The organism is Myceligenerans salitolerans, assembly GCF_017349295.1.
GTDB lineage: Bacteria > Actinomycetota > Actinomycetes > Actinomycetales > Cellulomonadaceae > Myceligenerans > Myceligenerans salitolerans.
Genome location: NZ_JAFMPK010000035.1, coordinates 59007 through 71731, shown reverse-complemented (window position 1 = coordinate 71731; position 12725 = coordinate 59007). Strand labels below are relative to the sequence as shown.

The window sequence follows — 12725 nt, the reverse complement described above, 5'->3', positions numbered from 1 at the left end:
CGGCCGCGCGAGTCCAGCGCCGGTGGCGCAGCCAGGTGTAGACGCGCAGGCGGTCGGCGGGCAGCCGGCGCCAGGTCGTGGCGGGCGCCGCCCGGAGCAGCGTCGTGGCGGCCTCACGTGCCGCGTCCAGTTCCGGGTCGGCGAGCGACTCGGGTTCCAGCAGCGCGGGCAGGTGGGGCCAGAGGCCGGTCGAGAGCACGGCCGTGAGGTAGGTGTCGAGGAGGGCGGGGGTGAGCCGGCGACGTGCCTCGGCCAGACAGGCGAGTTCCTGGGCGAGATGGTCACGAGCGAGCGCCGTGCGTTCCGGGCGTGCGGCGCCCACCCGGGTGTGCCGGACCTGGAGGGTCTCGTCCAGGTCCGCGCGCCGCAGGGTGAGGTCGGCACGCAGGGACGTGAGCAGGTCGTCGGCATGGTCGGTGGGCGCGAACGCCAGTCCGGCGGCGGTCCACGCGGCGCGGTCCACCACACGGTTCCAGCAGGCACGGCCCTGCGCGACGGCGGGGGCGGGGACGGTGGTCAGGCGCCGTGGCGAGAAGACGACGTGGCGGCCCACGACCATCTCGGCCCCGGTCTCACGGGCCCGCGCCACGGCGGCGGCGCAGGCGTGCTCGGGCAGGGTTCCGTCGGCGTCGGCGAACATGACGTAGTCGCCACGGGACCGGGCCACCCCGAGGTCGCGTGCCTCGCCGACGCTCAGGGTCGCGGCGTCGACGCGGCGGAGCCGGGGGTCGGCCGCGGCCGCTGCGAGAACGGCCGGGGTGTCGTCGACCGATCCGCGGTCGACCGCGACGAGCTCCAGTTCGGTCAGGGACTGGTGGAGCACGGACCAGACGGTCTCGGTCACGCGGTCGTCGTCGTCCTTGGTGACCAGCACCACGGACAGGACCGGAGCGGCGGCCGTCCCCGCGGACCTCGGACCGCCGGCGAGGTCGGCCTGGGGTTCGTGCACCGTGCACCCTTCCGTAGACTGTGGCGGTCACATTCAAGCACACGCGCACCTTCTGAGGTCATCCGATGCCAGGACGCGCCACGCGACGCATCCAGACGTTCCCTTACTGGACGTCGAACCCGTTCGTGCAGATGCTGTACGCGGAGGTGGTCGCGCGCGGGATCACCGTCACGGGGAACGCGAATGTCCGCCTCACGACCGCGGCGCTCCGTGATCCCGCGACCACGGGCCTGGTCCATCTGCAGTGGCCCAGCCCGATCACGGACGACGCCGCAGGGGCCGACGACGCGGAGGACCGCGTCGAGGACTTCCTCGACGCGGTGCGCACGGCTCAGGGCCACGGCAGGCCGGTCCTGTGGACGGTGCACAACTCCCTCCCGCACGACACGACGCACGCGGCGGCCGCGCGGCGCCTCCACCAGGGCCTGGCCGACCTCGCCGACGTCGTGCACGTGCTCCGGCCCGGGACGGCCGCGGCCGTGTCCGACGACTACCGGATCCCGCCCGGACGGACCGTGGTCGTGCCGCACTCCAGCTATCACGGTGTCTACGGGCGCCGGCTCGACCGCGCGGCGGCGCGTGCGGCACTGGAGGTCACCGAGCCGGTCGGCGTGCTGTTCTTCGGGCACCTGCGCCCGTACAAGGGCCTGCGGTACCTGTTCGACGCGATGCGCGTCGTCCGGCAGGCGGGCACCGACGCAGGGCTGCTGCTGGCGGGCAAGCCGTCGGGCGACGTCGCGGACCAGGTGGCCGGGCTCGTGGAGGACGGCGTGCCGGTCACCTCGGCGCTGCGGTTCGTCGACGACGACGAGGTGGCGGCCTGGTTCTCCGCCGCGGACGTCGTGGTCCTGCCGTACGAACGGATCCTGAACTCCGGGACGATGCACCTCGCGTCCACCTACGGCGTCCCTGTGGTCCTGCCCGGTGAACCGCACCTGACCGAGGACTTCGGCGACGAGCGGTGGATCCGGTTCTTCGACCCCGCCGATCCGGTCGGGTCGATCGCGGCCCTGCTCGCCGACCCGTGGTTCCGCGATCCGGCCGTGCGTCAGGAGGCGCTGAACCACGCGAGAGAATTCACTCCTTCGCGAATGTCTCGCGCGTTCGCCGACCTCGTTGACCGTATGCTTGCCGAGAAATCGGGCGATGCCTTCGCCAGCTCCTCACACCGGAACGGCAGGACGTGACAGCAGACACCAATCCCCCCGCGCCGACCAGCACGACGGACCGCACCGATACCGAGCGGGCGCACGCGGCGGCCCTCGGAGAGCTCGCCGTGGAAGCCTTCTGCGGCACCTGCCGGCTGGTCGGGGATCACGTCCTGCTCTCCGTCACGATCGTCGCGCCACGCACCCTGGGCTCGACCGGCACGCCGGTGCTCGTGATGACACAGGAGGAGACCGGAACGGAGCGCCGGTTCGACGTCCCGCTGTACGAGCAGCAGCGGCGGCAGTGGCACGTCGACCTGGACCTGCTGCTCCCCGCGGGGGAGCTCGCGGGCCGCAGCTGGCGTGGCAGCCTGGACATCGAGGGCACGCTCCTCCCGCTCCGAGAGGCGCCGGCGGGGCAGGACCGGCTCCTCGCGGTGTCCGAGGGTCTCCTCCCGGCGAACACGCCCGCCGCCGAGTTGTCCGTACCCCCGCTTCAGGACGTGATCCGCGCATGACCACGCGCCGCCCGCAGCTCCTCGTGTTCCCCCGCTGGAGCGACAACCCCTACCTCTCGATGCTGTACCTCGCGGCCGAGGCCGACGGCTGGCGGATGCGTGGCACCACCAGCCTCCAGGGCTTCGAGCAGTGGGCCACCGACCGCCTCGACCCCGGCGACGTCGCACACGTGCACTGGACCAACCCGGTTCTCTCGGGCTGTGAGTCCGACGACGAGGCGCGCGAGCACCTCGCACGCTTCCGTACCGCGCTCAGGACGCTTCGCGAACGGGGCATCCGTCTGCTGTGGACCGTGCACAACGAGTTCGCGCACGACGCGCGGTTCCCCGAGCTGGAGAAGGAGATCGCCCAGGCGCTGACCGAGAACGCCACGGCCATCATCCAGCTGCACGACCACACGGCGGCGGCCGTCGAGCACGCGTACCGGCTGCCCGCCGACAAGCTGGTCACGGTACGGCATTCCAGCTATGCCGGGGTCTACCCCGACACGTGGACCCGCGAGCAGGCGCGGGCGGAGCTCGGGGTGCCGGCTGACGCGTTCGCCGTCGGCTTCACCGGTCGCATCCGCCCGTACAAGGGGGTCGACATCCTGTGCGCCGCGGTGGAACGCGCCGCCGCGCGGATACCGAACATCGCCCTGCTGCTCGCCGGGTATGCGAACCCGAGCGACGCGGCCGCCGTCGAGGAGGTCCTCCCGACGTCGGTTCCGGTCGTCAAGCGGCTGTCCTTCGTCCCCGACGAGGAACTCGGCCTCTGGCTCCGCGCCTCCGACATCATGGCGCTGCCCTACCAGCGGATCCTCAACTCGGGCAGCGCCCTGCTCGCCTGCTCCTTCGGCACCCCGGTGATCGTCCCCGGACCGTCCACGCTCGCCACCGTCTACGAGGGACAGCAGTGGGTCCGCACCTACGCCTCGGACGGCGACCAGGCGGGCCACCTGGCGGAGGCGCTCGTCGCCGCGCACACCGACCTCGGCCCGGCCTCCGCGGCCGCCACCCGTTACGCCCAGGCGTACACACCGTGGTCGATGTCCCGCGACTTCCTCGCCGTGCTCGACTCCCTTCCCACCACGACCGCGCCGCTCACCCCGAGCGCCACCACGACCGAGAGGCTCTGAGTGAGCAAGGAGATCGCGGCGACGCAGAGCGCCGCACCCGACGTGTCCGTGATCGTCCCGGTGCACAACGTCGCGCCGTGGCTGGTCGACTGCCTGAGCTCGATCCTCGACCAGGATGTCGACCACGAGGTGATCGTGGTCGACGACGGGTCGACCGACGACACCTGGTCGATCGTCGGCGAGTTCGCGCGGCGCGACCCGCGGGTACGTGCCGTACGCAACATCGGCAAGGGCGGCGCCCAAGCCCGTAACTACGGCGTGGAACTGGCGCGTGGCACGTACATCGCCTTCGCCGACGGCGACGACATCGTTCCTCGTCACGCGTACTCCGCCATGCTCGACGCCGCGCGTGAGGACGAGGCCGACATGGTGGTGGGCGGGTTCTTCAAGTTCTACACGACTCGCACGTGGCACCCGACGGAGTCCTGGAGCGCCTGGGCCCGCCGCCGGTCGGCCACGACGCTCGACGAGCACCCGTCCCTCATCCGGAACCGGGCCTGCTGGAACCGCCTGTTCCGGCGCGACTTCTGGATCGGCCAGAACATCGTGTTCCCGACCGTCCCCCGGTCCAACGACGTCGTCCCGATGACGAAGGCGCTGGTGGCCGCACGCCGCATCGCGGTCCTTCCCGAGACGGTGTATCTCTACCGCAACCGGCCGGGTTCCACGTCCATGAGTTCGCGGGCCTCGGGTCTCGCGAGCTTCGAGTCGTACCTGCGCCAGGAACTCGCCTCGTGCGTCCATGTGGGTTCCGTCGGCAGCCTGGATCTGATGCGCGAGTACGACGACCTGGTCATCGCCCGGGACGGCTGGGTCCACCTGCGGAACTTCCTACGGAGCCTCGCTGTCGACGACCGCGTCGACGATCCAGATCTCGGCGCCGCACTGGCGGAGATCAGCTCCGTCATCGGTGAACTGCTGTCGCGCCTGACGGACCGGATGGACAAGCGGGCTGACGCACGAACCCGGTGGGTCTGGGGACTGGCGCGGGCGGGCCGATGGGCCGAGGCGGTGCGCCTGGTCACGGACCCGGTCTCCGTTCTGGTCACCGAGGAGCCCTTGGCTTTTCCGTCGCCGGCCGGCGGGAAAGCCGTGCCGGTTGACGAAAAGGACCATCGGAGGGTCCTCAGCTCCCTGCTCGTGGAAGCGACCGATCCGGAGACGCCGGTATCCGGAGAGACGGTCGAGCGCCTGGCGAAGCACGCCGGCCTCTTCGGCCGCCTGTACCCGGCCAGCGCACTTCACTGGCATTCTGCCGCGGTCCAGCTCCTGGTGCTCGCGATACAGACCGGCAACGCAGATACTGTCCGTGCGGTGCTGGCGCAGAAGCCTCTGAAGATCTCCGAGGTGCAGCTCACGGTGCGGGACAAGCGAGCCGTGCTGAGCGCCACCGTCAGTCCTGTCAGCCTTGTTTCCGCAATCGCGGCACAGACCGCCCAGGGCACCTCACGCCATCAGTTCGCCAGCACCGTCGTCGACGCACACACCGGACAGATCGAGGCTGCCACGGAGGTCGGTTCCCTCCCCGTCGGCCGCGCCTTCGTCCGCGTGCGCATGCAGCATGAGCTGGGCGCCGTCGATGTCGTCGTTTCTCCGACGATCGCCCATGACGACCGGTCCCGCCACGTCTTCCGGAGCGAGACCAATCGGCAGGTCCACATCAATCCCGGACTCGCCAAGCGACTTCTCGCGGGACCGCGGCGGGGCGCCCACGCCGCCAAGAGCCTGTTGCGCCGCGTCGTCCGCCCATAGCCTCGGCCGACCGCGCGGCGCATGCGGGCCCGGGGGCCGGCTCGTGCCTCAGCGTCGGCCGACCACCCGCTGAGCACGCTGCGCCACGCGCCGTGCCAGAACTGATGCGAGTGTCTTGGTCGGCACGGTCTGGAGCACCGTCTCGGGATCCGCCGGCGGCTGCGGACGCTTCTTGGCCGACGCCGGTCGGGGAGGCCAGCGCTTCGTATGCTTCCAGTTCCATCCCGACGCGGCGGCGAACATCCCGCTGAGCGCCTCGAGCGCGATATCCGAAGGGATCATCTCCGGCAGCACGGTGGGATCCTTCTCGCTCGAAGGACCCATGCGTGTCAGTTCGCCGAGGTCTCCGATCACCCGGACTCCTGCTGCCCGGATCGACTCGGCGAACTTGCCACCGGCCTCCGCCGCGGCCTCGACCGCCCACTGTGGCATGCCGACCCGTTCCTCGTCCGGCCCGGGCTTCCGTGCGCCCACCAGACGCGCTGCGGCTCCGCGGAAAATGAGGTCACGCTGTTGGTTGCGGCTCGCGCGCCATTCCTCGAGCACACGCCGGTTGAGTGCCATCAGCAACGCGGCCTCGGTCGTCGACAGCCCCCGGTTCGAGCCCTTTGCCGCCGAAGCGCCGGTGAGCATCGTCTCGGGCAGTCCCAGCATCTGCTCGAAGGTGCTCAGCAGACGGTCCGGGTGTTCCTTCTCGAGGACGATCACCGTCAGGTTCTCGGGACCCAACACCTCGGTCCAGCGTTCGACCAGCCCTCGTCCGTCACGGCGGTGGAACGGCGGGGACATCTTGCTGAGATCGGGTTTGGAGAACACCTCACGAAGATGTTCGTCCAGACTTTCCAACGCGCCGCCCTTGAGATTCTGCTGCCACACGGACGGCGAGTACGACGCGAGGTTGCGGACGACGAGGACTCCGTGCGCGGGCTGCCCCAGACCTTCGACGACGCGCCGCGCACCGTCGATATCGGCCCAGCAAATCCTCTCGTCACTGAAGAGAACTCGCTTGTCACCGGCACCCTCGATCTCGTCCCGTACCGACTCCCACCACTCACGCCGAGGGCCTGGATCGGGAGTAAAGGGAACCGGGAGCCCCACCAGCCATCCCGCCGGGCGGATGTGGTTGGTCTGTCTCCCCGGATAGAGCACCCCTTCCTTCCTCAGCCTGCCCCGGAGGTCTCGCGCCACCGTCTGGAGCGTCGACGAACCCGACTTCGGGAGACCGATGTGGACCAGCCGCGCGCGAGGCGGGAGCAGGAGATCCTGACCGTGATCCAGGTCTTGTCCGTCCGTCAACGCTGTTCCCTTCCACGTGGTGACGTTCGACCGAGACCGCCGAACATGGGCCGATCTTAGGCGTCAGCGGTCGCGTCGTCGAACCTCGTACGACCGGTCATCCACCGGAACACCACGCCTTCCGTCATTCGAGCACAGGTCCCGGCGGTAGACTCGGCGGACGTGTCACACGCCGCCATTGTCTCTTCTGCGCTGACGACCCGAAGCGATTCCCGGGGCGGTGCGGCGGACGCCTCCGGACGGGTCAAACAGAAGCGTCAGGAGATCGAAGGTCTCCGTACACTGGCCGCACTGCTCGTCGCCGTTTACCACATCTGGTTCAACAAGGTGTCAGGCGGTGTCGACGTGTTCTTCGTCGTCACCGGCTTCCTCATCACACTCACGCTTGTGGGGCACGTCCGGCGGGAAGGACGGATCCGCCCCCTCGCCTACCTCGGCCGGATCGCACGGCGGGTCTGGCCCATGGCCGCCGTCGTGCTTCTCGCGGTCCTCGTGATGACGGCGACGATCACGCCCGAGGCGCTCCGTGCGCGGAACTACGCGGAAGTGTTCGCCGCGGCCCTGTACTACGAGAACTGGTTCCTGGCCTTCAACGCGGTCGACTATCTCAACCAGCACGACCCCCACACGCCGGTCCAGCACTTCTGGGCGATGTCGCTCCAAGGCCAGTTCTATGTGACGTGGCTCGTGCTGGCTCTGATCGCCCTGCTCCTGGTGGTCCGCAGGCGGACCGAACAACGGTTCAGGGTGGCGTTCGGCATACTGATCGCCCTCGTCGGTGTCGCCACGTTCGCCTGGAACATCATTCAGACGGCGGAGAACCAGCCGTTCGCCTACTTCTCGTCGCTCACCCGTTTCTGGGAGTTCTCGATCGGCGGGCTGCTGGCGCTGGCCGGAAGCTCCCTCGCGCTCCGCGGCTGGGCCGCCGCCGTGGCGTCGTGGGTGGGTGTGCTGGGGCTCGTGGCGTGCGGCGTGGTGCTGCCGGTGGAGGGCGTTTTCCCCGGCGTGGCGGCTCTCTGGCCGGTCACGTGCGCGACCCTGCTCCTGCTCGCCACACGAGAGCGCGAGGTCTCCTGGTCGGCCACCCGGCTGCTGTCGAACCGGGTGATGGCGTGGCTGGGAGGTGTCGCCTTCGGGATCTACCTCTGGCACTTCCCCATCCTCATCGGCTACCGCTACCTCTTCGGCGAGGATGCGGTGCCCTCACTGCTCGAAGGCATCGGGATGATCGTGGCAGCGATCGGCCTCGCCGTCCTGGGTCACTATCTGTTCGAACGACCCGTCGCACGGGGCTGGAACGCCGCCTGGGCGAAGTCGGTCATCGCCGTCGTTCTCGTCGGCTCGGTCGTGTCCCTCGCGGTCGTCGCACACCAGGGCACCCTCGAGACCGATGCTGCGGCCGAGCAACTGGAGGAGGAGGCCGCCGAGGCCCAGGCAACCCTGGGTGACTGCTACGGGTATGCCGCGATGGTGACCGGCGACGCATGCGAGACGGTGCTGGCCGATACGGAGATCGTGCCGGACCGCAGCGCGCTGAAGGCGGACACCGGCAACGCCTACCGCTGCTACACCGCGGCCGAGGCGACCGACATCGACTCCTGCACACTCGGCGACGGTCCCATACGCATAGCGCTGATCGGCAACTCCCATGCAGCCCTGTTCAGCCCGGTCCTCGAGGATGCGGCGGAACGCTACGGCTGGGAGATCACTCCGTTGACCAGCAACGGATGCGTCTGGTCACCGCTCCGCGCGGACGACCCGGAGCTGTCGGACCGCTGCTCCAACCGTATCCAGCAGAGCGAGGACCTGCTTTTCGGCGGGGAACCGTACGATGCGGTCGTCTTCGCCGGAGGCCGCGGGCGGCTCGGTGGTCTCGACAACCCACAGCGGACCGTGACCAACTGGGAGGCGCTCCGGGCCCGGGGCACGAAGCTCGTGGTGATCGAGGACAACCCCCGCATCGGTGACGAGGGTGAGCAGTGCATCATCGAGGCGAGCGAGCGGGAACTACGCGACGGCGCGTGTGACGTCTCACGTGAAACGTCGACCAGCGAACCGGACGGATTCCAGGTCATCGCCGAGCTCGCGGGCGTCCCGGTGGTGAAGACCCTGGACTTCTACTGCGACGCGACCACCTGCCCGGCTGTCATCGGCAGCGTCATTCCCTACCGGGACGGGCATCACCTGTCGATGACCTATATCCGCACCTTCGAGGACGCGCTTCTGGAACGACTGACGAAGCACGTCCCCACAAGGAAGGCGCCTGCCGGGCAGTCATCGCCCGAGAAGCCCGCCGACGGCACGACCACGCAGCGGCCCTCGCCCGGACCCACCGGGCAGGACCCTGCCGGGGGGCCTACGGCGTAGCAGCTCACCGGGTGCCTGTGACCGGCGAGCCGGACGTCACTTCGGAGACCGAATGCCCCAGCGTGCCAGACCGGCCCGGGAACTCGTACCCCGCAGCTGCTCGATCTCGGCCGTGAGGCGAGCCACCTCCTCCCGCGCGCCCGCGAGTTCTTCGGTGAGCTGCTCCACCCCGGTACCGGCGCCGACCCTCTTCTTGTGGTTCGCGTCCCAGCCCGTCGCGCGAGAGTACATGCCGAGCAGCGCCTCGACTGCGAGGTCGAACGGGATCTCCTGGGGCGGGAAGGTGGCGTCATCCGTATACGGGACCCGCCGTTCCAGCTCCGCCAGGTCACCCACGACCCGCACGCCGGTGGACCGGACGCTCTCGACGAGCAGGCGCCCGGCTTCGACCAGCGTGTCCGCCGCCCAGCGCGGGACCATGAGCTTTCCCTCGGACTCGACCGGCGTCCGGCGTGCGAGCATGCGGTTCACCACACCCTTGAACACCAGCGCCCGGTGGTCCGGACGCGGGGCTCGCCACTTGCCCCTGATCTGCCGGTTGAGCCGGAGGACGAGCGCGGCCTCTGCGGCCGACATGCCCCGGTTCTGCCCTGCTCCATCCAGCTTCTTCGAGTGGAGCAGCCCTTCCGGCAGATCGAGCAGCCCCTCGAAGGTGTCGAGCAGCCTCGTCGGATGCTCCTTCTCCAGGACGACCACCGTGACGTTCTCCGGGCCGACGGCGTTCGCCCAACGTTCGAGGAGCCCGAGACCGTCCGTTCGGTGAAACGCGCCCGAGGCCTTGACCGCCGCCGGATCCTCGAGCGCCTTGCGCAGGTACTCGTCGAGCGAGTTGGTGTTCCCCCGCTTGAGACTCTCCTGCCAGTAGGACGGGACGAAGGTGCCGAGATTGCGTAGTACCAGGACGATGTGAACGGGATGCTTTCCGTGCCCACCGACCTCGTCGACGGTACGGCGCGCTCCAGTGGCATCGGCGGTGCAGATCATCTCGAACGACAGGAGCCCGCGCTGGTCGGGGAACCGGTCAAGTTCGCGCTCGACCGCCCGCCACCACTGCTCCTTCGGTGTGGGATCCGGCAGATAGTCGATCTTGAGGCCCGCGAGCCACGACGTGCTCTTGTGATGGTTCTCCGCCTTGCCCGGATAGTTGACGCCCTCGTCACGCAGCTCCCACTTCAGGGTCTTGGCCGCGTACTGGAGTGCGGTGGACCCGGTCTTCGGCAGGCCGATGTGGACCAGACGGGTACCAGGCTCGAGCGCGTCGATGGTCTCAGGCATGCGCACAGATTACGGGAAGGATCAAGGCGCCAGGAACCGGCTCTTTGCCACGGACCGCCATCCATCCGAGAGCTTCGGTCACCACCCTGTCGCCTCGCGCACGAACCGCTCGGCGACCGGCGCCAAGGTCGCGGCGTAGGTCGCGGTGAGGTGCGACGCGTCGCGATACACGAGCACGTTACCGCGTACCGGCGAGCAGGTTCCGTCCGGACAGATGAACGGCGTGAAACTACGGAACGTGACCCCCTCGGGGACACCTGCGTAGCGACTGGCCACCGAGGCGGCGCCACGCAGATCCGGCACGTGGAGCACGCAGGCGCGAGGACCCCTGAGTTCCGCGCACGCGAGCAGGTCTTCCTCCAGACGGGGGATGTCCTCCAGTGCGAGCACCCGGGAACCGGCCGCGGTCAGGTCGCGCCACCGTGCGACGAAACCCTCGGGATACTTCTCCTGGTCCTCGAGTCGCCGGGTGCCGAGAGTGATGACCAGGTCCGGCGGGCTGGACATCAGAAAGGCGTGTGCTGCCTGGTTCCACGACCGGCAGTCGGCGGCGCTGGGCACGGCCGCGTCCTCGTTCCCTGCCGGGCCGTCGGCCGGCACGACGGCCCGGCCCACGGGCGTCTCACCGGGGTCGGCCGAGTACTGGCATCCGGGCTTGGTGATCGTGACCAGCCGCCAGCCGTTCTCGGCGGCTGGTGCGTCGAATGCCTCGAGATAGTGCGCAGCCCGCGACGACCCGACGATCGCGATCGTCCTGTCACCGGTCACGTCGCCGGATTCACAGAACGTCAGCCCGGTGCTCGCCACTTGCAGGAAGCACTCTCCTGACGAGACCGCCGGGAGATCATCGCGCGCTCCGACGGACGGAATCCACGGCAGATCTGGCATGTCGCGGTGGAGCTCGGGATCGATGATCACGCCTGCTCCCGGGTACCGGCCCTCGTTCGACGCCAGGAAGGCCTCTCGCTCGGCCTCGCGCTGATCGGCGAGCGCGACCTGTTGCTGTACGCAAAGACCCGCGAGCAGGGCCGGAACAGCCCACAGCGCGGCATGACCGAGCTGTCGCGCCGGCTGCTCTGCCCGCGGTGGCCGCAGCGGTCGATGGTCGAGCAGGAACGTGGTGACCCAGGCGAGGGCGAGAGAGATGCCCACGACGTACGCGCCTCCGAGCGCATCGACCCGGCTCATCCCGGTCACGTTGAGGTACAGCATGAGCACGGGCCAGTGCCAGAGGTACAGGGCGTACGACCAGTCGGCGATCACCGCGAGCGGCCGCCACTGCAGCAGGCGGTCGGCCGACCCGGGAACCTTCGTGTGCCCGGCGACGAGAACGAGCGCCGCGGACAGGACCGGCCACAACGCGATCCATCCCGGGAACATCGTCGAGACGTCGAACAACGCCCCGCACGCGATGAGCGCGAGCAGACCGGCCCAGCCGAGTACGAACCGCACCGCGCGCGGCAGCACGATCCGGTGGATGGTCAGAGCGAGAATGCCGCCGACGGCGAACTCCCACAGCCGCGCGCCCGTGTCGAAGTAGGCCCAGACCTGGTTCGTCGCGGTGAGGTACACGGACCAGCCGAGCGACGCGACCGCGACAGGCACGATGATCAGGAGGAACGCCGCCCGGATCCGGGACAGCGACTTCCACACGATCGCGAGCCCGAAGGCCGCGACCACGAGCCACACCAGGTAGAACTGCCCCTGGATCGAGAGCGACCAGAAGTGCTGCAGCACGCTCGAGCCTTCGTCGCGGGTGTTGTAGTCCACGGCGCGCTCGGCGAGGTACCAGTTCTCGTGGTACAGCAGCGAGGCGATCGCCTCGTCGATCGTCTCCAGGAGGCGTCCGCGCGGCAGCAGGAAGAACGTCGCGAGCACGGTGCCTACGAGGACGATCACCACGGGCGGAAGGAGTCGCGAGGCGAGACGCGACAGGAACGCGAACGGCCGGATCCGCCCTGTGCGCCGGGCCGTCCGGGCGAGTGACCCGGTGATCAGGAACCCGGTGAGGAACAGGAAGACGTCGACGCCGCCCGAGACCCTGCCGAACCAGACGTGATATGCGACCACGAGAAGCACGGCGACGGCCCGCAGGCCGTGCAGCTCGGGCCGGAAGTCGCCACCTCGGGACGGGGTGGCGTCTCCCGCCCGTCCCTCCGGGACCCGTCCTGGACGGACCGGTGGGCGGGCGTCGAGGACGGGTAGTCCTCCGGGGTGCTCTGACGGGCGGCCAGGCGCGGAAACGGGCTCACGAAGTGCAGGAGCGCTGGTCATCAGCCCTTCTCAGTCGGAGACGGCAGAT

At 69.5% G+C, this 12725-nt stretch carries 9 protein-coding genes; 5 read left to right on the top strand and 4 right to left on the bottom strand.

Annotated features, from left to right (window positions below):
* On the bottom strand, window positions 1-949 hold a 949-nt coding region (locus tag J0911_RS09060; RefSeq protein ID WP_207275145.1), incomplete at its 3' end, for a glycosyltransferase family 2 protein.
* Window positions 950-1014: 65 nt separating this feature from the next.
* On the opposite strand from J0911_RS09060, the gene J0911_RS09055 reads away from it, so the two are divergent.
* The 4 genes from J0911_RS09055 to J0911_RS09040 are packed head-to-tail and all read left to right on the top strand — an operon-like array spanning window position 1015 to window position 5485.
* Window positions 1015-2136, top strand: coding sequence for a glycosyltransferase (locus J0911_RS09055; protein WP_207275144.1), 1122 nt, complete (start codon window positions 1015-1017; stop codon window positions 2134-2136).
* Window positions 2133-2615 carry a hypothetical protein gene (locus tag J0911_RS09050; protein WP_207275143.1) on the top strand — a complete coding sequence of 161 codons (483 nt, stop codon included), beginning with the start codon at window positions 2133-2135 and terminating at the stop codon, window positions 2613-2615. Before J0911_RS09055 ends, J0911_RS09050 begins: the two co-directional genes overlap by 4 nt.
* Window positions 2612-3733, top strand: coding sequence for a glycosyltransferase family 4 protein (locus tag J0911_RS09045; RefSeq protein ID WP_207275142.1), 1122 nt, complete (start codon window positions 2612-2614; stop codon window positions 3731-3733). The genes J0911_RS09050 and J0911_RS09045 overlap by 4 nt, the downstream gene beginning before the upstream one ends.
* The gene (locus tag J0911_RS09040) at window positions 3734-5485 is read left to right on the top strand and encodes a glycosyltransferase family 2 protein (RefSeq protein ID WP_207275141.1); all 1752 of its coding nucleotides are present in this window, start codon (window positions 3734-3736) and stop codon (window positions 5483-5485) included.
* Between the two features lie 48 nt (window positions 5486-5533).
* Here J0911_RS09040 and J0911_RS09035 read toward each other — a convergent pair whose 3' ends face one another.
* Entirely contained in the window at window positions 5534-6673 is a 1140-nt protein-coding gene (locus tag J0911_RS09035; RefSeq protein ID WP_207275140.1) for a hypothetical protein, read from the bottom strand.
* A 270-nt stretch (window positions 6674-6943) separates the two neighbouring features.
* On the opposite strand from J0911_RS09035, the gene J0911_RS09030 reads away from it, so the two are divergent.
* Window positions 6944-9148 (top strand): acyltransferase family protein, encoded by a 2205-nt coding sequence (locus tag J0911_RS09030; protein WP_207275139.1) that lies wholly within the window; start codon window positions 6944-6946, stop codon window positions 9146-9148.
* 36 nt (window positions 9149-9184) lie between these two features.
* On the opposite strand, the gene J0911_RS09025 is transcribed toward J0911_RS09030, so the two are convergent.
* Entirely contained in the window at window positions 9185-10423 is a 1239-nt protein-coding gene (locus J0911_RS09025) for a hypothetical protein (RefSeq protein ID WP_207275138.1), read from the bottom strand.
* Window positions 10424-10501: 78 nt separating this feature from the next.
* The gene (locus tag J0911_RS09020; RefSeq protein WP_207275137.1) at window positions 10502-12697 is read right to left on the bottom strand and encodes an acyltransferase family protein; all 2196 of its coding nucleotides are present in this window, start codon (window positions 12695-12697) and stop codon (window positions 10502-10504) included.
* Between the last annotated feature and the right edge of the window lie 28 nt (window positions 12698-12725).